The sequence below is a fragment of the Ruegeria sp. HKCCA6837 genome, assembly GCF_013034475.1.
Taxonomy (GTDB): domain Bacteria; phylum Pseudomonadota; class Alphaproteobacteria; order Rhodobacterales; family Rhodobacteraceae; genus Ruegeria.
Window position 1 is genome coordinate 114,895 of sequence record NZ_WQGD01000010.1, and the last position, 20,943, is coordinate 135,837.

The 20,943-nt window shown below is 58.4% G+C and carries 20 protein-coding genes; 12 read left to right on the top strand and 8 right to left on the bottom strand.

Annotation, left to right across the window (positions count from 1 at the left end):
* Nucleotides 1-238: 238 nt before the first annotated feature.
* From GOV91_RS14830 to holA, 4 genes are all read left to right on the top strand, one after another.
* Entirely contained in the window at nucleotides 239-724 is a 486-nt protein-coding gene (locus GOV91_RS14830) for a DUF3576 domain-containing protein (protein WP_171180282.1), read from the top strand.
* 72 nt (nucleotides 725-796) lie between these two features.
* Complete coding sequence (gene leuS, locus GOV91_RS14835) at nucleotides 797-3,331, top strand: leucine--tRNA ligase (RefSeq protein WP_171236081.1); 2,535 nt, start codon at nucleotides 797-799, stop codon at nucleotides 3,329-3,331.
* On the top strand, nucleotides 3,318-3,821 hold the full coding sequence (gene lptE, locus GOV91_RS14840; protein ID WP_171236082.1) for an LPS assembly lipoprotein LptE: 504 nt from the start codon (nucleotides 3,318-3,320) through the stop codon (nucleotides 3,819-3,821). Before leuS ends, lptE begins: the two co-directional genes overlap by 14 nt.
* Entirely contained in the window at nucleotides 3,818-4,846 is a 1,029-nt protein-coding gene (holA, locus tag GOV91_RS14845; RefSeq protein ID WP_171236083.1) for a DNA polymerase III subunit delta, read from the top strand. Before lptE ends, holA begins: the two co-directional genes overlap by 4 nt.
* Before the next feature lies 1 nt (nucleotide 4,847).
* On the opposite strand, the gene GOV91_RS14850 is transcribed toward holA, so the two are convergent.
* Nucleotides 4,848-6,032, bottom strand: coding sequence for a TIGR03862 family flavoprotein (locus tag GOV91_RS14850; protein ID WP_171236084.1), 1,185 nt, complete (start codon nucleotides 6,030-6,032; stop codon nucleotides 4,848-4,850).
* 48 nt (nucleotides 6,033-6,080) lie between these two features.
* Between GOV91_RS14850 and GOV91_RS14855 the strand changes: the two genes are divergently transcribed.
* On the top strand, nucleotides 6,081-6,377 hold the full coding sequence (locus GOV91_RS14855) for an HNH endonuclease (protein WP_171180292.1): 297 nt from the start codon (nucleotides 6,081-6,083) through the stop codon (nucleotides 6,375-6,377).
* Here GOV91_RS14855 and GOV91_RS14860 read toward each other — a convergent pair whose 3' ends face one another.
* The 3 genes from GOV91_RS14860 to GOV91_RS14870 are packed head-to-tail and all read right to left on the bottom strand — an operon-like array spanning nucleotide 6,378 to nucleotide 8,460.
* Nucleotides 6,378-7,115, bottom strand: coding sequence for a VOC family protein (locus GOV91_RS14860; protein ID WP_171236085.1), 738 nt, complete (start codon nucleotides 7,113-7,115; stop codon nucleotides 6,378-6,380).
* A complete protein-coding gene (locus tag GOV91_RS14865) occupies nucleotides 7,112-7,720 on the bottom strand; it encodes an enoyl-CoA hydratase/isomerase family protein (RefSeq protein ID WP_171236086.1) in 609 nt (202 codons plus the stop codon). Before GOV91_RS14865 ends, GOV91_RS14860 begins: the two co-directional genes overlap by 4 nt.
* On the bottom strand, nucleotides 7,717-8,460 hold the full coding sequence (locus GOV91_RS14870) for an SDR family oxidoreductase (protein ID WP_171236087.1): 744 nt from the start codon (nucleotides 8,458-8,460) through the stop codon (nucleotides 7,717-7,719). Before GOV91_RS14870 ends, GOV91_RS14865 begins: the two co-directional genes overlap by 4 nt.
* 140 nt (nucleotides 8,461-8,600) lie before the next feature.
* Here GOV91_RS14870 and GOV91_RS14875 point away from each other — a divergent pair, with 140 nt between their 5' ends.
* The 5 genes from GOV91_RS14875 to lpxK all read left to right on the top strand — a co-directional run bounded on the left by GOV91_RS14875 (nucleotide 8,601) and on the right by lpxK (nucleotide 14,636).
* The gene (locus tag GOV91_RS14875) at nucleotides 8,601-10,115 is read left to right on the top strand and encodes a DUF2125 domain-containing protein (protein WP_171236088.1); all 1,515 of its coding nucleotides are present in this window, start codon (nucleotides 8,601-8,603) and stop codon (nucleotides 10,113-10,115) included.
* A gap of 164 nt (nucleotides 10,116-10,279) precedes the next feature.
* On the top strand, nucleotides 10,280-11,626 hold the full coding sequence (locus tag GOV91_RS14880) for a TldD/PmbA family protein (protein WP_171236089.1): 1,347 nt from the start codon (nucleotides 10,280-10,282) through the stop codon (nucleotides 11,624-11,626).
* Nucleotides 11,613-12,413, top strand: coding sequence for a 3'(2'),5'-bisphosphate nucleotidase CysQ (locus GOV91_RS14885; protein ID WP_171236090.1), 801 nt, complete (start codon nucleotides 11,613-11,615; stop codon nucleotides 12,411-12,413). The genes GOV91_RS14880 and GOV91_RS14885 overlap by 14 nt, the downstream gene beginning before the upstream one ends.
* Nucleotides 12,410-13,648 (top strand): 3-deoxy-D-manno-octulosonic acid transferase, encoded by a 1,239-nt coding sequence (locus GOV91_RS14890; RefSeq protein ID WP_171236091.1) that lies wholly within the window; start codon nucleotides 12,410-12,412, stop codon nucleotides 13,646-13,648. The genes GOV91_RS14885 and GOV91_RS14890 overlap by 4 nt, the downstream gene beginning before the upstream one ends.
* Complete coding sequence (gene lpxK, locus GOV91_RS14895) at nucleotides 13,635-14,636, top strand: tetraacyldisaccharide 4'-kinase (RefSeq protein ID WP_171236092.1); 1,002 nt, start codon at nucleotides 13,635-13,637, stop codon at nucleotides 14,634-14,636. The genes GOV91_RS14890 and lpxK overlap by 14 nt, the downstream gene beginning before the upstream one ends.
* 37 nt (nucleotides 14,637-14,673) lie before the next feature.
* Here the strand turns inward: lpxK and GOV91_RS14900 are convergent, their stop codons facing one another.
* Nucleotides 14,674-15,336 (bottom strand): DsbA family protein, encoded by a 663-nt coding sequence (locus GOV91_RS14900; RefSeq protein WP_171236093.1) that lies wholly within the window; start codon nucleotides 15,334-15,336, stop codon nucleotides 14,674-14,676.
* 13 nt (nucleotides 15,337-15,349) lie between these two features.
* On the bottom strand, nucleotides 15,350-15,856 hold the full coding sequence (locus tag GOV91_RS14905) for a DUF721 domain-containing protein (protein ID WP_171188610.1): 507 nt from the start codon (nucleotides 15,854-15,856) through the stop codon (nucleotides 15,350-15,352).
* 81 nt (nucleotides 15,857-15,937) lie between these two features.
* On the opposite strand from GOV91_RS14905, the gene mutY reads away from it, so the two are divergent.
* Together mutY and GOV91_RS14915 are read left to right on the top strand one after the other, a co-directional pair.
* The gene (gene mutY, locus GOV91_RS14910) at nucleotides 15,938-16,993 is read left to right on the top strand and encodes an A/G-specific adenine glycosylase (protein ID WP_171236094.1); all 1,056 of its coding nucleotides are present in this window, start codon (nucleotides 15,938-15,940) and stop codon (nucleotides 16,991-16,993) included.
* 61 nt (nucleotides 16,994-17,054) lie between these two features.
* Nucleotides 17,055-18,191 (top strand): alkane 1-monooxygenase, encoded by a 1,137-nt coding sequence (locus GOV91_RS14915; protein WP_171236095.1) that lies wholly within the window; start codon nucleotides 17,055-17,057, stop codon nucleotides 18,189-18,191.
* A 79-nt stretch (nucleotides 18,192-18,270) separates the two neighbouring features.
* On the opposite strand, the gene GOV91_RS14920 is transcribed toward GOV91_RS14915, so the two are convergent.
* Together GOV91_RS14920 and GOV91_RS14925 are read right to left on the bottom strand one after the other, a co-directional pair.
* Nucleotides 18,271-19,653 (bottom strand): adenylate/guanylate cyclase domain-containing protein, encoded by a 1,383-nt coding sequence (locus tag GOV91_RS14920; RefSeq protein ID WP_171236096.1) that lies wholly within the window; start codon nucleotides 19,651-19,653, stop codon nucleotides 18,271-18,273.
* A gap of 140 nt (nucleotides 19,654-19,793) precedes the next feature.
* On the bottom strand, nucleotides 19,794-20,894 hold the full coding sequence (locus GOV91_RS14925) for a site-specific DNA-methyltransferase (protein ID WP_171095800.1): 1,101 nt from the start codon (nucleotides 20,892-20,894) through the stop codon (nucleotides 19,794-19,796).
* Between the last annotated feature and the right edge of the window lie 49 nt (nucleotides 20,895-20,943).

Below are 20,943 nucleotides of genomic sequence, written 5' to 3' on the forward strand. Positions count from 1 at the left end.
CCTCGGCATATGTCTCAGCACGGACACCGTTTCGCTCTTTTTGCCCCCTTTGCGCAAGCTTGGCATAAACGCTGCGGCGTCATTGGGGTCAGATTGGTGCAAGGATGCCACAGTCCGCTCACCCCCCAATACCGGCCACCCGCCAGGATTTCAGAAGAATAGGGTTGTTGCAGAGGGGGTCCTTGGCTAGGAGTATCCCCTGAATACTGTAGAACAAGTGAAACAGGACCGGTTTACAATGCGCCTGCCGACGATTTTGGGATTGATCATGCTGACCGCCGCTGTTTCGGCATGTGGACAGAATCAAAGCGCCTCGACGACCTATACGCCCAACCTCGCCGGCGGCAATTCAGATGAACGCGAGTTGAACGATCCTAACCGTTCGACAATTTGGGACATTTTCGACCGCAGCACAGCCGAGCAGGTGACCAATGTGAATCGCTACCTTTGGGCGGCTTCACTTGATGTGCTGAGTTTCCTGCCCGTGCAAGAAGTCGATCCGTTTACCGGTGTCATTGTAACGGGTTACGGCACACCGCCGGGTGGAGGGCGTTCATACCGGGCTACCGTTCACATCAGTGACCCTGCGCTGGCAGCCAGGTCGTTGTCCGTTGCTCTGCAAGCCAACGGCGGGGCACCTGTAAGCGCTGCAACGACCCGCGCTGTAGAGGACGCTATTCTGTCTCGTGCGCGTCAGCTACGCATTGCGGACAACAAGTTCTAGCAACCCGCCGAAAATCACACTAATACCACGCCGGGTTCCTACCCGGCGTTTTCATTCACGAAGGACCGCACAATGTCGCGCTATTCGGCCAACGAAATCGAAGCAAAATGGCAAGAGGCCTGGGACAAGGCTGGAATCTTCACCGCCAACCACAAGGCGGATAAGCCAAAGTATTATGTGCTTGAGATGTTCCCTTACCCGTCCGGCCGAATCCATATGGGACACGTGCGCAACTATACGATGGGTGACGTGATTGCGCGTCACAAGCTGGCGACAGGGCATAACGTACTGCACCCGATGGGATGGGACGCCTTTGGGATGCCTGCCGAAAACGCCGCGATGGCTATTGGTGGCCATCCGAAAGATTGGACTTATGGCAACATCGCCGACATGCGCGGGCAGATGAAGCCTTTGGGTCTGTCGATTGACTGGTCTCGTGAATTCGCCACCTGTGATCCTGAATACTACGGCCAGCAGCAGGCTCTGTTCCTGGACATGCTCGAAGCCGGGCTGGTTTACCGCAAGAACGCGGTGGTGAACTGGGACCCGGTCGACATGACCGTTCTGGCCAACGAACAAGTGGAAAACGGGCGCGGCTGGCGTTCGGGCGCTTTGGTCGAGCGTCGCGAACTGACGCAGTGGTTCTTCAAGATTTCCGACTATTCCGAAGAACTTCTGGACGCGCTGGACACGCTGGACAATTGGCCCGCCAAGGTCCGCCTGATGCAGGAAAACTGGATCGGCAAGTCGCGCGGCCTGCAATTTGGGTTCGAACGCACCGATGGTGGCGACCCAATCACGGTTTACACGACTCGCCCCGACACGCTGCTGGGCGCGTCCTTTGTTGGTATCTCGCCGGATCATCCGATTGCCAAGCAGATCGAGACCGAAAACCCCGAAGTTGCTGAATTTGTTGCCGAATGTCGCAAAGGCGGCACTACGGAAGAGGCCATCGAGACCGCCGAAAAGCTGGGCTATGACACCGGTATTCGCGTCAAGCACCCGTTGGACCCGAACTGGGAACTGCCGGTTTGGATCGCGAACTTCATCCTGATGGATTACGGCACGGGCGCGATCTTTGCCTGCCCGGCGCATGACCAGCGCGACCTTGATTTCTGCCGCAAATACGACCTGCCGGTGATCGATACGTTCTTTGCCCTGGACGATAACACGCCGGTCGACAAGATCGCGTTCGTTCCGCCGAAAACCGAAAAAGTCCGCTGGGTGAATCATTTCGCGGGCCTGACCGAGGCAACCGGCGACGAGGCGATCAACGCAACGGTCGACTTTGCCGAGAACGCTGGCTGGGGCGAAGGTGTCACCAAGTACCGCCTGCGTGACTGGGGCCTCAGCCGCCAGCGGTATTGGGGCTGTCCGATTCCCGTCGTTCATTGCGACAGCTGCGGTGTAGTGCCCGAGAAGAAAGAGAACCTGCCGGTCCGCCTGCCCGACGATGTCACTTTCGACAAACCGGGCAACCCGTTGGACCGCCACCCGACGTGGCGGGATTGCGCCTGCCCGAAATGTGGGGCTCCGGCCAAGCGTGAAACCGACACGATGGACACGTTTGTCGATTCGTCGTGGTATTTCGCCCGCTTCACCGCGCCACGGGCCGAAACGCCCACCGATCTGGCCGAGGCCGAGTACTGGATGAATGTCGACCAGTATATTGGTGGCATCGAACACGCGATTCTGCACCTGCTGTATTCCCGGTTCTTTGCACGCGCGATGAACATAACCGGTCACCTACCGAAAAAGGCCATCGAGCCCTTCGATGCGCTGTTCACGCAAGGCATGGTGACGCATGAGATTTACCAGACCCGCGACGCCAATGGCCGCCCGGTCTATCACCTGCCCGAGGACGTTACCGACGGCAAACTGGCAGATGGCACTGAGGTCGAGATCATCCCCTCGGCCAAGATGTCGAAATCCAAGAAAAACGTGGTGGACCCGGTTAGCATCATCTCGGCCTTCGGAGCCGACACCGCGCGCTGGTTCGTACTGTCCGATTCGCCGCCCGAGCGGGACGTGGAATGGACTGCTTCGGGTGCAGAGGCTGCCTTTAAACACCTGAGCCGCGTACATCGCATCACCTCTGAAATCGTCGAGTCGGACGTTCCGGCCAATGGCGAAGACGAAACCCTGCTGCGCGAGATGCACAAGGCGATCCACGATGTCTCGGGCGGCGTCGAATCCTTTGGCTTCAACGCCTCGATTGCCAAACTGTATGCTTTCACCAACACGCTAGCCAAATCCAAGGCAGGCTCTGGGGCCAAACGCGAAGCCGCCAAAACGCTGGCACAGCTGATGTCGCCGATGACACCGCACCTGTCTGAAGAGCTTTGGAACATGTTGGGTGGTGAAGGTCTGGTTGCCACCGCAGCCTGGCCCGTCGCTGATGAGGCGATGCTGGTTGATGACACCGTTACCCTTCCCATCCAGATCAACGGCAAGCGTCGCGCGGAAATCAGCGTCTCCAAGGATCTGGCCAAGGACGAGGTTGAAAAAATCGCGCTCAGCACCGAAGCTGTGCAAAGGGCGCTGGATGGCAACGCGCCCAAGAAAGTGATCGTAGTTCCAGGTCGGATCGTGAATGTCGTTGTTTAACCGCAGAACCCTTTTGCTGATGCCGCTGGCCGCCTGTTTCCTTGGCGCGGCCTGTGGCTTCCAACCGGTCTACGCACCTGGTGGAACGGGTTCGCAACTCTACGGCAAGGTTGCTGTGTCCGAGCCGAACAATGTCGACAGCTATCTTCTGGTCCAGAATCTGGAACAGCGACTGGGCCGCAGCGCTGATGCGGTCAGCAAGTACAAATTGGACGTTCGGGTCACAACCGTGACGCGTAGGGCTGCGATTACCACGACGAATGAAACGCAACGGTACACGATTGACGGGCGGGCCCAGTATACGCTGCGGTCCAATGCAACCGGACAGATCGTGGCTTCGGGTACTGCGACCGACTTTGTGGCCTATTCCGCCGCGGGTTCGACCGTTTCCACCCTGGCTGATGAGCGCGACGCCAAAGACCGCCTGATGGTGATTCTATCGAGCCAGATCGTGAACCGATTGAATTCAAAACCGGATCTGGCCACATGAAGCTGAGCCCGCGCGAGGCTGATGGATATTTCTCCAAGCCGGACGCGGACAAGACCGGGTTGCTGATCTATGGCGCGGATGCGATGCGGGTCGCGCTCAAGCGTCAGCAGGTTCTGACAGCTTTGCTTGGCCCCGGTGCCGAAGAGGAAATGCGCCTGACACGCCTGCCCGGCAGCGATCTGCGCGGCGATCCAGCGTTGTTGCTGGATGCCATCAAGGCCGTTGGGTTCTTTCCCGGCCCCCGCGCGGTATTTGTCGAAGAGGCCACCGAAACCGCAGCACCTTCGATTCTGGCCGCGCTTGAAGATTGGGCCCCCGGAGACGCCCAGATCGTCGTTACGGCCGGGCAACTGAAACCCAGTTCGAAAATTCGCAAAGCGTTCGAAGCACACCCCGCAGCCTATGCGGTTGGCATCTATGACGACCCTCCGTCCCGCGCCGAGGTGGAACGGATTCTGACCGAATCGGGCCTGAAGAACATACCCCGCGATGTCATGTCTGCCATCAGCGAGCTGGCAGTCAGCCTCAGCCCCGGCGATTTCGCCCAAACCGTTGAGAAACTGTCGCTTTACAAGCGCGGGGACAGTTCAGAACTGACCATCGAAGACATCGAGGCTTGCGCCCCACGCTCGACCGAAGCCGCGTTGGACGATGTTCTTAACGTGGTAGCCGAAGGTCGCGCGGGTGAGATCGGACCATTGATCCGGCGCTTGCAGGCGCAAGGGACTAATGGTGTGACATTGTGCATTGGGGCGACCCGGCATTTTCGAACGCTTTATGCCTGCGCCTCGGATCCGGGCGGCGCGGCACAGGGTATCGGCAAGCTGCGCCCGCCGGTTTATGGCAAGCGGCGGGACCGTATTCTGCGACAGGCGCAGGGATGGGGCGCACCCAAGCTGGAAACTGCGCTGACGGTTCTGACCGACACGGATTTATCGCTTAGGTCTGCAGGTCAAACGGCACCCGCTATGGCCTTGGTGGAACGCGCCATGATCCGCCTTGCGATGCTGGCGCGATCACGTTGAACTACCGGGTCTTTTCCAGCCAATCTGCGGCTGCCAGACCAGCCCACCGTCCGGTAGCCAGACAGGCTGTCAGCAAATAACCCCCTGTCGGGGCCTCCCAATCCAACATCTCTCCGGCACAGAACACACCCGGCAACGCGGTCAGCATCAGGCCGCCATCCAACGACGCGCTTTTAACGCCCCCTGCCGTCGAGATTGCTTCATCCATCGGGCGCAGACCGGCGTACAGGATGGGCAGTTTCTTTAACACTGCAAACTGATCTGGTTGAGCTGTGCCGCTGCGTTTCATCATCTCATGGAAAATTGCGGCTTTTTGAGGCGACAGGTTCAGTGACTTTCTAAACCACTGAGACAGAGTAACTTTCGACCGTTTCGCGGCATAGCGCGCCTGCAGGGTTTTGTGATCCAGATCGGGCACCAAATCCACAAACAACGACTGCCCGACACGCAAGGCTGGGGTGAGCGAATACAGCCCGCTGCCCTCCAGCCCCTTTGCAGAAATTGCGGCTTCGCCTCGACTTTCAGAATCGCCTGCCATCCAGCGGACCGATTTCAACGCGGCCCCAAAGTGTGGTCGCATATGATCGCTCCAATCTACGGAAAGAGCAGAATTTGCTGGCTCGAATGGAGCCAGAGCCACACCTCTACTTGCAAGAGCTTCTGTCCACTGACCGTCCGAGCCAAGGCGCGCCCAACTTGCCCCACCCAGCGCCAGTACGGTGACATCAGTCGAAACGCTGCGCACCCCGTCGGGGGTGTCGAACTTCAGCGCCTCACCCTCCCAGCCTGTCCAGCGCCAGCGGGTATTGACCTCTACCCTTGCGTTTCCTAACCGGGCCAGCCAGGCGCGCAATAGGGGGGAGGCTTTCATAACCTCGGGAAAAACCCGGCCTGTTGAGCCTGTAAACAACGGCTGACCCAGATCGCGCGCCCAGTGTTGAACCGCATCGGAATCGAAAGCGGAAACCATTGGAGTCAACCAATCCGCAGCCTCGCCGTATGCGCGGATCAAGGTATCGAACGGCTCTTCCTTGGTCAGGTTCAGTCCAGATTTTCCAGCCATCAGGAACTTACGCGCGACTGACGGTTTAGCCTCGGCCACCAGCACGGAATGCCCTGCAGCGGCCAGTTGTTCGGCGGCCATCAACCCGGCGGGGCCTGCTCCGATTACCACTGCCTGCGCCATTCACATCCTCTTGCCTTCGCCACTTTCAGGCGCAAGTTTCTAACCATTATGACGAACAGCGATCCGATCTGCCCGCTTTGCGACCGCCCGATCCCCGACGGAGGCGGCAGCCTGCATCATCTGATCCCAAAACTCAAAGGAGGCAAGGGCGGGCCAACCGTTCTTTTGCATCAGATCTGCCATAAGGAGGTCCATGCCACACTGACCGAGGCCGAACTGGCGCGCAATTACAACACGGTCGAAGCCCTGCGCGCGCATCCAAGGCTTGAAAAGTTCCTGAACTGGGTTCGCAAACGCCCACCCGGCTTTCGGTCAAAAGTTCCAGGCAAACGGCGCGGACGGTGATCAAACCGGCAGGATCGGATCACCAAAGGCGTCGTTCAGAGGTTCGGGCACGCCTTCGATTTCAATGCCCTGATAATCTGGTACAGGCGCGAACTGAGCCCCTGCAACGTGCTGAAATTCCAGCGTTGTATAGGGCCGTTTCCAAAGCCATTCCCGGTTTTCAACCAACCACAGATCGGGATTTGGAGGCGTTTCCTGCGTGAAGGCATAGAAATGCAGATCAAAGCCGTAAGGAGCAACCTCTTGCATGGACAACAATGACATACCTTGCCCGCGCCAAAACGTGTCTTCAGCTGCGATATCCCCGGTCCGCAACGTGATCTGACCGATCCGCGCCTGCGCGAACGGCGCATCGGGATCAGCGGCGTACGGAGGCCGGTTGCCTTCGAAATCCTGTTGCAACAGCTCGATGACAAAGCCTTCGGGGTCGGTCAGATGACACATGTAGCCGATATCCAGAAACTGGTTCGGATCGCTTACCGGAACATCCCGCGCGCGCAGATGGGTCGCCGCAAGATCAACATCCGGTACGGTTATGCCGATCTTCCAATAGCGCTGGCCTCGGTCATAGGTGTATCCACCGCCGCCGGGCAGCAACAGAAGATCTGCATCCTCGCCCGCATAACCTACACGAACGTTAGCCCCTTCTTCCCTGACAAACATACCCAAAATGTCGCGATAAAAGGCCGCCAAATTGAGCGGATCAGCGACCCGCAGGCGCAGGGCCGACAGCCTCATGAACACAACCTTGCGATTCCGGCGGCAATCTTCGGGTCGGCGTTGACGCTATCGGCCACCAGATCGCGCGCGGTCTGCATCAGGTGATCAGGTTCGACAATCCGGTCCACCAAACCAAAATCATATGCCTCTTGTGCGCTGATTTTCTGGCCCGCCATCAGAATAAGCTTGGTACGTGCCGGTCCCACCAAAGCCGCCAACCGCTTGGGGTCGGAAGGTTGCGGCAGAAACCCCAGCTTCATAACCGGATAGAAGAACTTGGCCGAGGGCACCGCGATACGCAAATCGCAGGCCAAGGCCATACCGTTGGCCCCGCCAGCCAGAGTTCCGTTCAGTGCAGCAACAGTCAGACAGGGCAGAGCCGCAATAGCACCAGAAAGACGTTCCCAGACATCCGACGTGGCCAGACCGGCGCGCGCTTCGTCAAGATCGGCACCGGCACTGAACACCTTGCCCGCCCCGGTCAGGATCAACGCCTTCGCCTCAGTCGCGGCCTCGGCAATCTCGGCCAGTTCGGTAAGCATGCCCCCGGTCAGAGCGTTGGCCTTGCCCGGGTTATTGATTGTGACTGTCCACAGGCCGTCCTCTTTGATCAAATTGATCATATCAGCCCAACCCGTTTGCGAATATCCTCCAACCGCAGCGAGATTTCGGTGCCTAAAAACTCATTCGCATCATCGGAACACATCCAGAGCAGCGCCCGCGCGGGCCAGTCTGCGGGAATGTGCACATCCCAATCCAGTTGACTAACCGGATTGATGCCGCTGGCCTTGATCGACCGTTGCATATCCGTGGCCACGGTTCCCGGTGACAGGCCCATGGCGCGAATCCCGTTATGGGCCTCTTCCAGATGCAGACATTCCGTTAGCATTTTGGCCCCGGCCTTGGACGCGCAATAATGGCTCCATGCCTCAACCGGGTTTGATGCGGCCCCGGACGAGATGGTCAGAATGCTTCCCCCGCCAGCGGCCCGCATGATCGGCAGCGCGGCACGCATTCCATAAAAGACACCCTTGAGGTTGATGTCGATGGCCTTGCTCCAAGCCTCTGTATCGGCGTTCGAGAGATGAAAGATCGGATCGATCACACCGGCGTTTCCGATCAGAACATCCAAGCCACCGAAGCGGTCGACACAGGTGGCCACGGCCTGCTCGACCTGCGCAAAGTCGCTGACATCACACGCCAAAGCGATGGCCTGATCGCCCAAAGCGGCTGCCAAAGCATCGATCTGGTCGTGGCTGCGCGCCACCAAAGCCACATTGGCCCCGGCTGCGGCAAAAACGCGCCCTGCTTCAGCCCCGATTCCCCGGCTGGCCCCTGTAATAAGAACCGTTTTACCCTGCATCTGCCCCTCCTCACGCGCTGCAATTGCTTTCGGCTACAGCCGTAGCCCGGAAACGGGGAAAGGGTCCAGCCCTTGCCCCCTTGACGATACCCGTCACAAACCCGACCATGCGCCACAAATTGATCAAGAAGGGTTACCTTATGTCCGTTTTTCTCCGCCGCAGCTGCGGTGCAGCTTTGGCTTATGCCGTTGCCACTCAGGGAGCGCTTGCCGACCTGACGGCTGATGATGTCTGGTCCAACTGGCAAGGCTATTTTACCTCGATGGGCTATACCATCACAGGCGACGAAAGCTCGGCGGGCGGTGTGACCACGATTTCGAACATGACGCTTTCAATGGCACTGCCCGAAGAGGAAGGGCAATTCCAAATGGTCATGCCCGAAATGACGCTGACCGAAAACGGCGACGGGACTGTGTCGGTCGGCATACCCGAGAACTTTCCCATGAAAATCACGGGTCAGGCCGAAGAAGGGGACTTTGCAGCTACGGTGACCTATTCTCATAGCCAATTGAACATGGTCGTATCGGGCGCCCCCGAAGACATGACCTATGACTACAATGCCGATATGCTTAGTATTTCACTGGACTCGATCGCAGTTGACGGCGAAACGGTTCCGGATGACGTCTTTGACCTGGCGGTCGCGGCGAATGATCTGAACGGCAGCTCGCGGATGCAGATCGGCGAAAACCGCGATCTCACACAGACATTCAATGCAGCCAGCCTGACCTACAACATGAACTTTCAGGACCCTGAAAGCGGTGAAACCGGATTGATCAATGGGCAGTTGGACCAATTGGCATTTGAAGGCGAAAACGTGTTTCCGAAAGACATTGATCTTTCGGATCCGCAGTCCTTTTACGAAGCCGGTTTTGCGTTCGACGGAGTTTTTACCTACGCGTCGGGCAACACGGATCTGAGTGGAACCAGCGAAGGCCAGGCATTTTCGATGAACAGTACTTCGGAAGGTGGGCGCTTTGCAGCCACCATCGATGCCGAAAAGCTGGTCTATGACATCGACCAAAACAGCACGACGCTGGCAGTGACTACAGCAGACCTGCCCTTCCCGATTGAAATCTCAATGGCCAATGCCGGGCTTAACTTTGAGTTCCCGGTTCAGCAGTCGGACGAAGTTCAGCCGTTTGGTCTGGGGTTTAATCTGACCGATTTCACGATGTCGGACGTACTGTGGGGTATATTCGATCCTGCAGGCGCACTTCCGCGTGATCCCGCGACAATCGCGCTGGATGCCACCGGCACGGCAAAGGTTCTGATGAACATCTTCGACCCGGAAATTGACCTCGAGTCCGAGGAAGCTCCGGGTGAGCTGCATTCTCTGAAAATCAATGAACTGCTGGTGTCTCTGGTCGGTACGAAACTGACAGGTGACGGCGATTTTGCGTTCGACAACTCGAACACCGAAGAATTCGATGGCTTGCCCAGCCCAAGCGGCGTTGCGAACCTGGAACTTGTTGGTGCCAACCAGTTGATCGACACCCTGATCGGCATGGGTATCATTTCAGACAATGACGCCTTGGGGGCTCGGATGATGATGGGCCTGATGGCAGTTCCGGGCGAAGAACCGGACACACTGAATTCGACCATCGAATTCACCGAGGATGGTCAGATCCTAGCGAATGGCCAGCGTATCAAATAATGTTTGAAAAGGGCCGCGTATCTTGCGGCCCTCTTTCCACCGTTCCTCGCCCAAATCTCTGAACCGGGGTGGGTCTGTCGAAATCCCCATCACACAATCCGGTCACGGGTCTTGCGAGACGGGCAGTCCAAGGCTAGGTCCTTGGAAATAAACCCGGAGGCCTTATGACCCGCACACCAGAAGAAATCAGCCAGCAATTGCTTGATGTGGCCCGCAAAGCAGGCGCAGAGGCGGCGGATGCCATCGTGCTTGACGGCTCCTCGGTTGCGGTCGAGGTGCGGGGCGGCGCGCTGGAACATGCAGAACGCTCGGAAGGCACGGATTTGGGGTTGCGGGTCTTTCTGGGTAAACGGTCTGCCATCGTATCCAGTTCCGACAGCCGCCCGGAAACCCTGCACGCTATGGCGGAACGCGCCGTTGCCATGGCCAAAGAAGCCCCCGAAGACCCGTATTCAGGATTGGCTGATCGCGACCAGCTGCTGAGCAACTGGGATGCGCAGTCACTGGAACTCATTGACCCAACCCCGGCCCCATCCGCCGAAACCCTGATGCAGGACGCTCTGGCAGCCGAAGCTGCGGCATTGGCTGTATCAGGTGTCACTCAGGTCTCAGATGCGGCCGCGAGCTATGGAACCCACCGCGTGCATCTGGCCGCCACAAACGGCTTTTCCGGCGGCTATGAGCGCAGCAGCCGGTCAGTGTCTTGCGTTGCGATCTCGGGCGAAGGCACCGGGATGGAACGGGAATATGACGGCGACAGTCGGACGTTTCAATCCGACCTGCGCAGCGCGGTTGAGATCGGGCGCACCGCAGGTGAACGCGCCGTGCAGCAGGTGGGCGCGCGCAAGCCTGAAACCGGCAGTTTCCCTGTGTTGTTTGATGAACGCATCTCGTCTTCACTGATCGGCCATCTATTGGCTGCCAGCAATGGTGCAGCGATCGCACGCGGCGCGTCTTGGCTCAAGGATTGCTTGGGGCAAGAGGTTCTGCCCGCGCATTTGTCGCTGATCGAAGACCCGCACCGCCCGCGCATCTCGGGCTCTCGCCCTTTTGATGCCGAGGGTTTGCCGACACAACGCAGGGCAATTGTTGAAAACGGTGTCCTCACCGGGTGGACGCTGGATCTATCCAGCGCGCGCAAGCTGGACATGGTGTCAACAGGCAACGCTGCGCGTGGCGTGTCCGGCCCGCCTTCTCCCAGCAACTGGAACCTCAGCCTGACGCAGGGCGACAAAAGCCGCGCTGATCTGGTGCGTGATATGGGTAACGGCTTGCTGGTCACATCCATGATCGGGTCGACGATCAACCCCAACACCGGTGACTATTCACGCGGGGCTTCTGGGTTCTGGGTGGAAAACGGCGAGATCAAACATCCGGTCAATGAATGCACTATCGCAGGTAATTTGCGGGACATGTTACGACGGATTATTCCGGCGAATGACGCCCGTCCATATCTGTCACGCGTGGTCCCCTCGTTGCTGATCGAAGGAATGACACTTGCCGGCAACTGACCTGTCCCTGCTCATTGACGCAGCACTCGAGGCCGGCAAGATCGCCACACGATATTCCGGGACGCAAGCGCAGCGCTGGGATAAACCCGATGGCGCCGGTCCAGTGACCGAGGCCGATTTGGCCGTGAACGCAATGCTTGGGGATCGGCTGCGTGCCGCACGACCGGGGTATGGCTGGTTGAGCGAGGAGTCCGAGGACACGTCCGAGCGGCTGGAGCGCCGCAACGCCTTCATCATCGATCCGATTGACGGCACGCGCAGCTTTGCCGAGGGTGCGCGCACATGGGCGCATTCGATCGCCGTCGCCGATGAAGGCAAAGTGACGGCCGCTGTCATCTATTTGCCGATGCGGAATTTGCTTTATGCTGCCGCCCGGGGAATGGGGGCAACGCTGAATGGTGAGGAAATCAAAACCTCGGCCTATGTCGACTTGCAGCAATCGGAAGTTCTGGCAGCTAAGCCGACTCTCGATACACGGCACTGGCGCGACGGGCATGTGCCTGACTTCGGGCGCGCATATCGCCCGTCTCTGGCCTATCGCATGGCTCTGGTTGGACAGGGGCGGTTTGACGCGATGCTGACTTTGCGCCCAAGCTGGGAATGGGACATTGCCGCCGGTGATCTGATTATCCAAGAGGCCGGTGGTGTGTGTACCGACCGGGCTGGGCAATCTTTGGTGTTCAACAACGCCACTCCTCGGCTGAACGGAGTAATCGCAGCGAACGCGGCGCTGCATGAAGAGCTTTCAAAGCGGCTGGATCCGAGCGGACCCGGGATTGGGGCATGAGCAAGCCGGGATCCCTGAGCTTGGCGGCCTACAGGGTTCTGTCCTGGGGAATGCGCAACACCGTCGGTCAGCGCATCGACCTACCTCGTCCTGAAGGTGAGTTGCTCTGGATTCAAGTCGCCACGCCGGGTCACTTGCGCGCTGTGAGCGACTTTTGCCAACGCTTGCTTCAGGTTCGATCCGAACTGAGCTTTGTCCTGACCGGTCCACCGGACGCAGATCTGGACAGTTGGCCAGGTTGCGATTTCCATCTGACCAACCTGCCTCAGGACCAAAGCGGGGCTGTGCGTGGTTTCCTGGAGCATTGGCATCCGACAATGGGTCTTTGGGTCGGCGGTGATCTGAAGCTCAACATTTTGATCCGAGCATGTGATCAGGACATCCCGCTGATTTTATTCGATGCCGAATTCAGCGTCTCCTTGCCGCGAAGTGCACGTTGGTTACCGGACATCACCCGGGCAACCTTTGACTGTTTTCAAGAAATCATGACGGCATCGCCAGAGACCGCACGCCATATACGCAGACTTGGTGTTCAATCGTCCAAGGTCCACGAGGCTCCACCCCTGCGTATCAGCCCAAACCCGCGACCCTGGCCCGAAGACGAGTTGATTGAAACCAACCACACCCTTGCAGGGCGTCCGGTTTGGCTGGCGGCTTGGGTACAAGACAAAGAATTCATTTCGGTTCTAACGGCCCATCGGCAGGTGCTTCGGATGCTGCACCGTCTTGTTCTGGTTCTGCATGTCGCTGACGAAACGGAAGCAGGGCCGCTAAAGCGGCGGCTTGAGACCATGGATTTGCGTTGCGTCAATTGGGACGACGGCGACGAAATCGAAGACAGCACCCAAGTGATCCTGACCGCTGACCCAGAAAACCTGGGCCTTTGGTGCCGTGTATCCGCTGTGACCTTTATGGCCAGCTCTCTGGAACGTGGCGCCGGTGGGCGTGATCCGTCCGAGTCTATTGCATTGGGATCAGCCATCATTCACGGACCCTTTGTGCACCGCCATGACGCGTTGTATTCTCAGCTGCAGCGGGCGGGCGCTGCGAAACAGGTCAAGACAGCGACCGAATTGGGGGATGCACTTATCGAACTTTTGGCACCGGATCTTGCGGCCGGGATGGCGCTGGCGGGATGGCAGATGATAACCGAAGGCGCACCCCAGGCGGACGCCCTGATCGACATGGTGCAGGATATTCTGGATCAGCGGAGTGCAGAACGTGCGGGCACCTGATTTCTGGAACACTTCCCCTGAGCAACGGGATCTGAGGGCGCGCCTTCTGGCGCCGCTCGGTCACCTCTATGCGGCAGCAACAGCCCGCCGGATCGCCTCGCAAACTGGTGCGCAGCCCGGGGTACCAGTGATCTGTATCGGCAACCTAAATGCAGGTGGTACCGGTAAGACTCCCACGGTGATTTGGACGCTCGAACAACTAAGAAACGCATGGCACGAGCCGCATGTCGTCACGCGTGGGCACGGGGGGTCTTTGGAAGGCCCGGTGCAGGTCGATCCGGCCAAACACACAGCCGCCGAGGTCGGAGATGAGCCGCTGCTGCTGGCAATGTTCGGCGAGGTTTGGGTGGCCAAGGACCGGGCTGCAGGCGCACGTGCGGCTGCGGCTGCAGGCGCGACCGTGATTGTTCTGGATGACGGGTTCCAAAACCCTTCGGTCAGCAAGGATTTCTCGGTTATCGTCGTCGACGCGCAGCGCGGGTTTGGAAACGGCTTGTGTCTGCCCGCCGGTCCCTTGCGCGAACCCGTGGATGTGGGCCTGAAACGCGCCAATCTGGTTTTGTCGCTTGGCGACGAGGCCGCACAAAAGACCTTTGCTGAACAATGGCAAGACCACCTGACGGTGCCTCATGTCACTGGGGCAATCGAACCGCTGCAAACCGGTATGGACTGGACAGGAACCCGGGCGCTGGCCTTTGCCGGTATCGGACACCCAGAAAAGTTCTTTCAAACTCTGCGCCGTATGGGTGCCGATTTGATACGGGCCGAAGCATTGGACGATCACCAGCCCCTAACCCAGGCCCTGATGACCCGGCTGGAAAACGACGCACGCACTCTGGGTGCTCAGATGGTGACCACAGAAAAAGACGCCGTGCGCCTGCCACCTGCATTCCGAAGTAAGGTGATCACGCTGCCGGTCCGGCTTCAGATACCAGAAGGCGAAAAGGTCAAAGAGATGCTGTTGACCGCGGCCCCGTCACCTAAGTAGATCCGGCCGACCCCATCGGGAGCCGACCGGCAAAAGATCAGCTGCCAAGCTCGGCTTCGATCAGCTTTTTGAAATCCGCGTAGGATTGATTGTCGACCTTCTTGCCATTCACGATGAAGGACGGGGTGGCTTGAATGCCGTCACGCTCAGCGTTTTCCTGGTACCACGCGGCCAGTGTACGCGCCTTGGTGCCGTCTTGTAGACATGCTTCCAGCTGATCGCCGTCGATCCCGGCCAAACGGCCGATCTTGCGCAGCTCGTCAACGATCTCAGTCGGACCGCCCGCGCGTGTCCACTCGGACTGCTTCTCGTAGATCACGTCGGTGAGGCCAAAGAACTTTTCGGGTCCGGCGCAGCGTGCGACCATCGACGCCCACAGACCGTAGCGGTCAAAATAAACCTCACGATAGGTAAACTTGACCTTTCCGGTATCGATAAAGTCTTTCTTGAGCTGCTTGTACGCGCCCTGATGAAAACTCGCACAATGCGGGCAGGTGAAAGAAGCATATTCGATGATCTCGACCGGTGCGTCTTCGGCACCCTGCACCATTTCGATAACGGTCGAGGTATCAATCTCAGCCTCCTGCGCCTCAGCAGTGCTCACCAACAGGTTGGACGAATTGGAATTTGACAGCGACAGCCAATAGCCTCCAGCGGCTACGGCGACGGCCGCACAGATTACGGTTGCAATACGGCTCATTCTCGGCCCTTTCTCAGCGTTTCTGTTTGGATAAAACGTTGCAAGCGAGACGTTCAAGGGCTGCGCGCAAATCTTCATCATTCACGTCGCGTGACACTTTGTCGGCTTCGGCGGCAACGTCTGGAGCAATCTGGGGTTTTGCCTGCTTCGGCTTGTGGTCGAAACTGGCCTGCCCCTCGGCAAAACCGGTCGGAGCAGTCTGGGTGATGCGGATGCGGCTGATGGCGTTGTATCCGTAAACCGCGTTGACCTTACCGCGCAGTTGTTCCTTCTGCATTTCCAGCATCGGTGCCTGCGGGCCGGTGGTCAGCACGGTCAGGGTCGCACCAAAGCCGCCCTTGCCATAGCCCACATTGACCGGGCGCGCGATGGCAGCGGTGTCCTGACCTACAATCTCGGCCCAATGGGTCAACAACCGCGACACGGCAAAGCCACGGCTTTCACCGGCGCGCCGGATCTGATCATTCAGCAAGGACGCGGTGCGTTTGAACCCGCGGGTCGAGGAACGTCTGCGTTGCATCTGGTTTCCCACTCCTACACCGCTATTGTAATAGGCAGACCATCGGGTGCCAGCGAAACCCGACAAGGAGATGAATAAAACTTGCGTGACTCCCCTGAATTCATCGTCAGCACCCCGCTTCTGGAGTGGTATGACCGCCACGCGCGCGACATGCCATGGCGCGTCAGCCCTGCGGATCGGGCGGTCGGGGTGCGCCCTGACCCCTATCGGGTCTGGCTATCCGAAGTGATGTTGCAGCAAACCACCGTGGCGGCAGTGCGAGACTATTTCCTGCGTTTCACAACCCGCTGGCCAACAGTTCACGCGCTGGCCGCAGCGCCGGATGAACAGGTGATGGGGGAATGGGCTGGGCTTGGATATTATGCCCGCGCCCGCAACCTGTTGAAATGCGCCCGTGCTGTGGCGCAAGACCACGATGGCCAGTTTCCTGACACCTATGATGCATTGCTGAAACTGCCCGGCATCGGCCCGTATACCGCCGCTGCGATCTCGGCCATTGCATTTGATCAGCCCGAAACAGTGCTGGATGGCAATGTCGAACGGGTCATGGCCCGGTTTTATGACATCCACGATCCTTTGCCAGGGTCCAAACCTTTGCTGAAAGAAAAAGCCGAGGCCCTGACACCGACCACGCGACCCGGTGACTATGCTCAGGCGGTTATGGATCTGGGGGCCACGATCTGCACGCCGAAATCTCCGGCCTGCGGCATATGTCCGTTGCGTGATCCCTGTCAGGCCCGCATCGCAGGAACCCAGGCCGACCTTCCCCGAAAAACGCCGAAAAGGCCCAAACCCACCCGTTATGGCCACGTCTATATTGCGCGTAAGGCAGACGGGGCCATGGTTTTGGAGCGTCGGCCGGATAAGGGCCTTCTGGGCGGAATGCTGGGCTGGCCCGGATCAGAGTGGAACGATGCGCCAGCCGAAAGCGCCCCGTTCCCGGCAGATTGGGCGATCCTGCCGGCTGAAGTCCGCCATACCTTCACGCATTTCCATTTGATCCTCAGGGTTTGGGCCGCCGATATCGAAGATAACAACGTCCCCGAGCACCTGACAGTGTTGGACAAGCACAGTTTCAAACCCAGCGACCTGCCAACGGTGATGCGCAAAGCCTACGATCTATGGAGAGAGCGTTAAGACCGCTGTGCAATCCGCCGGGCCACAGTTAGGCTAGGCCCATAACGTCGGAGCAGAAAAAATGATCACAACAGGAAAACTGTCCTGCTGGCAGTCCGCATCCCCTTTCTGGGTGTCCCTGCTGTTGATCCCGCTAATCTGGTTCACCGCAATTGCCGGAGGCTGGTGGGTCCTGTTGATCCCACTTTCAACGTGGTGGGCGTTTGCGGTTCTGGACCGGATCACTGGCCTGAACGAGCAGAATGCAGATCCGGAGACATCTGATGATGTGTTGCACTGGTACATCCTGCTGACAAAGCTTTGGGTGCCGCTTCAATTCCTGACGCTCTTTGGCCTGATCTGGTATGCAACCCACACCAACCACCTGTCGACGCCCGCAAAAATCGGTCTGTTTTTCGGTATGGGCGTCCTGTCCGGCACAATCGGGATCAACTACAGCCACGAGCTTATGCACCAGAAAAGTAGGGGCGAGCGATGGCTGGGTGACATCCTTTTGGCCATGGTGCTGTATTCTCATTTCCGGTCCGAACATCTGCTGGTCCATCACCGTTACGTGGGTACACCGCGCGATCCGGTGACGGCCCGGTACAACGAAGGGTTCCACCGCTTTTATCCCCGCGTTCTGTGGCAATGCTTTTTGTCAGCCTTCAACGCCGAACGCGACAAGCTGGCCCGCAAAGACCGGCCATGGACGGATCGCTCCAACCCATTTTGGCGATACTGGACCCTGCAAAGCGCAATGCTCATTCTGGCAGCGCTGATCGGAGGGTGGGCTGGTTTGGCCCTGTTTCTGCTGCAAGCCGGTGTCGCGATCTGGCAGCTTGAGCTGGTCAACTACGTGGAACACTACGGCCTGACCCGAAAACATCTGGGCGACGGGCGGTACGAACATGTCTTGCCACGCCATTCCTGGAATGCGGCGCATAAAGCGTCAAATTGGTTGCTGATCAATCTGCAGCGCCATTCCGACCATCACTACAAACCCAACCGTCGGTTTCCGCTGTTGCAACATCACAGACCAGACTCAGCCCCACAATTGCCGTATGGCTATCCGGTGATGACCGTTGCAGCGATGATCCCTCCGCTTTGGCGGCGGGTGATGAACCCGCGTGTTCGGGAATGGAGACGCCACTACTATCCCGATATTACGGATTGGCACCCTTATAACAAGGCTTTGAACCAGATGCCCAAAGCGTGACCGCAGCGCGCGTCTGCGCGCTGTCTGGCCCAACTGTCAGCACGGCATCTTCGATGCTGTTCTGATGGGCGGGAGGGTTTCAGTTCTTCATCACCCAGATATTCATCGGCGTCTCTACCCCGCGAACAGATTGATCGCGATGTGCAGTGAAACCTTCCATCGCGCCTGGCACAGTGGGGTTTTCTTCGGCTACCCGTTCCCGCACAGCATCGCTGACAACTATGCTTGCCTGAAACTCGCGCGTCAGCGCTTCCAGCTTGGCCGCCACATTGACCGCATCACCGATCACTGCAAACTCCAGCCGGTTGGCGCCGATGTCCCCCAAAACAACCGAGCCATAGTGCACCCCAATACCAACTTGGATTTCGGGTTCTCCGGCACGCCGACGATCCAGATTCCAGCGTTCGATCACCTTCACCATCGCGCGCGCGCAGCCCAGCGCATTGCTTGCATCCAAGGGCGTCGGCACCGGCGTGCCAAAGGTCGCCATCAACCCGTCACCCAGATACTTGTCCAGGGTTCCGTGGTGCCGGAACACTTCGGTCTCCATTCGGGCGTGGAAGCCCCGCAGCACCTCGATGACCTCATAGGGATCACGCCCGGCGGCGTATTTGGTGAAACCCACGATGTCGATGAACAAGACTGCCACGTTCTCTTTGCGGACCTGTTTCAGCGGTTCGTCATTCTGGCTGAGCTCATCCACCACGTTAGGTGAGAAATATCGCGACAGGTTGGCCCGTTCCCGTTCCAAACCGGCATTGCTCATCAGCAGCTGATTGAGGCGCCGCATCGAGATGCCCAGCGTCACCGCAACCATGATGAAAACGATCACCTGCTGAACACGTTGAGGTGCCATGAAACTGTTGGGATCCAGCAATTCCGCCACATCCGGATACCCTTGCAAGGCCGTTGCAACCTTTTCGCTGATCCCCGGAATGGGTGTCGCCACCCACCAGGCAATGATCCAACCCACCGTCCACATCATCGCGGTCCAGGAGCCGATGGCAATCACCGTGCGCCAGGAATAGGCCAGAGTCCCAGCAGCAAGAATGATGAAGAAATATTGGAAGTTATCGAACCGATATTGCATCGCCAATGGCCGAACATCATCGCTGAACGGGTTAGGTACGATCATTCCAAGCGTCATGATCAGCAGATCGACGAAGATTAAAAACAGCTCGGCACGGGATTGCCCAACGCGACCGGCCCGACGGATCAGCCAACCGTTCGCGCAGATCAACAGCAGGATGAAGTGATACCAAAGCACCTCCCACTGCGGGTTCAGGAAAATCAGAAGAACCCCAGTCAGCGCCATCGCCACCCAACGGGCACGCACGGCCAGCTCCAACCCTTGGCGTTTGTGCCGTTCTAACGCGGCCTCGGTGTACTTGTTATCCAGATCGTATGTATCAGGCTGTGTAAAAAACAGGCTGCGGCGGGGCTGCGCGGTCGTCTCGGTCATGGCCGTGATCTTTCTTGCAGTGTCAGAGTCATTGTTATGCAATCACTGTTGATGCCAAAACAAAAGACCCCGCCGTAGGATCGGCGGGGCAAGGCGTAGTGCCTAGTGTCAGGCCACAGGCACCGGCGGTGTTCTTGAAATCAGTTCATCTCGGCCCGGATCTGCTGACGCAGAACGTCGATCGGAACCGTTTTCCCATCACGCTTGAAGCACCAGTATGTCCAGCCGTTGCAAGATGGAGCGTTTTCCAGATGCGCGCCAACCTGATGGATCGAGCCTTTGACGTTTTGACCGACCAGCGTGCCATCGGCGCGCACTTTGGCCTTGTGGCGCTGGTTCATGGAATACAGCTCTTCGCCCGGGCGCAGCATCCCACGTTCGACCAGCTGGCCAAAGGGCACGCGCGGTTCGGCACGTTTGCTGGCGCTGACCTCCAGCGCTTCGCGGTCGAACTTGCGCACCTTGGCGATGCGTTTTTCGGCGACCTTACGATAGCTTTCCTCACGCTCGATACCGATGAACTCGCGACCCAGCATTTTGGCGACTGCCCCGGTTGTACCTGTGCCAAAGAACGGATCCAAAATCACATCGCCCGGATTGGTCGAGCCAATCAACACGCGGTGCAGCAACGACTCCGGTTTTTGCGTCGGATGCGCTTTGTCGCCGTTTTCGTCCTTCAGACGCTCATGCCCGGTGCAGATCGGCAGCACCCAGTCGCTGCGCATTTGCACGCCTTCGTTCAGCGCTTTCAAAGCTTCATAGTTGAACGTGTATTTCGCGCCTTCGCGTTTGCTGGCCCAGATCATCGTCTCATGTGCGTTGGTAAAGCGTTTACCCCGGAAATTCGGCATCGGGTTCGACTTGCGCCATACAACGTCGTTCAAAATCCAGTAACCCGCGTCCTGCAGGGCCGAGCCTACGCGGAAGATGTTGTGATAAGACCCAATAACCCAGATCGCGCCGTTGGGCTTCAGCAGACGGTGCGCCGCCTTCAGCCATTCGCGGGTGAACTGGTCATAGGCCCCAAAGCTGGAAAACTGATCCCAGTGATCATCAACCGCATCCACCTGAGAGTTATCCGGGCGGTGCAACTGGCCTTTCAACTGCAGATTATAGGGCGGATCCGCAAAAATCAGGTCAACCGACGCCTCGGGCAGACTGTTCATCACATCGATGCAGTCCCCGGATAGAATCGTGTTTAAAGGGAGCGCTTTTGCGCCCTTTTTGGTGGTCGTTGTCATATCACTGCCTCAAGTATCCACGGCGCTTTTGCGCTCATTTGGTTGAGAC

What these genes read in the sequence shown, in the direction of transcription:
- GOV91_RS14920 (WP_171236096.1), bottom strand. Translation starts at nt 19,653, where the DNA reads ATGACCGAGACGACCGCGCAGCCCCGCCGCAGCCTGTTTTTTACACAG.
- GOV91_RS14925 (WP_171095800.1), bottom strand. Translation starts at nt 20,894, where the DNA reads ATGACAACGACCACCAAAAAGGGCGCAAAAGCGCTCCCTTTAAACACG.
- GOV91_RS14860 (WP_171236085.1), bottom strand. Translation starts at nt 7,115, where the DNA reads ATGAGGCTGTCGGCCCTGCGCCTGCGGGTCGCTGATCCGCTCAATTTG.
- leuS (WP_171236081.1), top strand. Translation starts at nt 797, where the DNA reads ATGTCGCGCTATTCGGCCAACGAAATCGAAGCAAAATGGCAAGAGGCC.
- GOV91_RS14880 (WP_171236089.1), top strand. Translation starts at nt 10,280, where the DNA reads ATGACCCGCACACCAGAAGAAATCAGCCAGCAATTGCTTGATGTGGCC.
- GOV91_RS14905 (WP_171188610.1), bottom strand. Translation starts at nt 15,856, where the DNA reads ATGCAACGCAGACGTTCCTCGACCCGCGGGTTCAAACGCACCGCGTCC.
- GOV91_RS14915 (WP_171236095.1), top strand. Translation starts at nt 17,055, where the DNA reads ATGATCACAACAGGAAAACTGTCCTGCTGGCAGTCCGCATCCCCTTTC.
- holA (WP_171236083.1), top strand. Translation starts at nt 3,818, where the DNA reads ATGAAGCTGAGCCCGCGCGAGGCTGATGGATATTTCTCCAAGCCGGAC.
- GOV91_RS14875 (WP_171236088.1), top strand. Translation starts at nt 8,601, where the DNA reads ATGTCCGTTTTTCTCCGCCGCAGCTGCGGTGCAGCTTTGGCTTATGCC.
- lptE (WP_171236082.1), top strand. Translation starts at nt 3,318, where the DNA reads ATGTCGTTGTTTAACCGCAGAACCCTTTTGCTGATGCCGCTGGCCGCC.
- GOV91_RS14865 (WP_171236086.1), bottom strand. Translation starts at nt 7,720, where the DNA reads ATGATCAATTTGATCAAAGAGGACGGCCTGTGGACAGTCACAATCAAT.
- GOV91_RS14890 (WP_171236091.1), top strand. Translation starts at nt 12,410, where the DNA reads ATGAGCAAGCCGGGATCCCTGAGCTTGGCGGCCTACAGGGTTCTGTCC.
- GOV91_RS14830 (WP_171180282.1), top strand. Translation starts at nt 239, where the DNA reads ATGCGCCTGCCGACGATTTTGGGATTGATCATGCTGACCGCCGCTGTT.
- GOV91_RS14850 (WP_171236084.1), bottom strand. Translation starts at nt 6,032, where the DNA reads ATGGCGCAGGCAGTGGTAATCGGAGCAGGCCCCGCCGGGTTGATGGCC.
- GOV91_RS14855 (WP_171180292.1), top strand. Translation starts at nt 6,081, where the DNA reads ATGACGAACAGCGATCCGATCTGCCCGCTTTGCGACCGCCCGATCCCC.
- GOV91_RS14870 (WP_171236087.1), bottom strand. Translation starts at nt 8,460, where the DNA reads ATGCAGGGTAAAACGGTTCTTATTACAGGGGCCAGCCGGGGAATCGGG.
- GOV91_RS14900 (WP_171236093.1), bottom strand. Translation starts at nt 15,336, where the DNA reads ATGAGCCGTATTGCAACCGTAATCTGTGCGGCCGTCGCCGTAGCCGCT.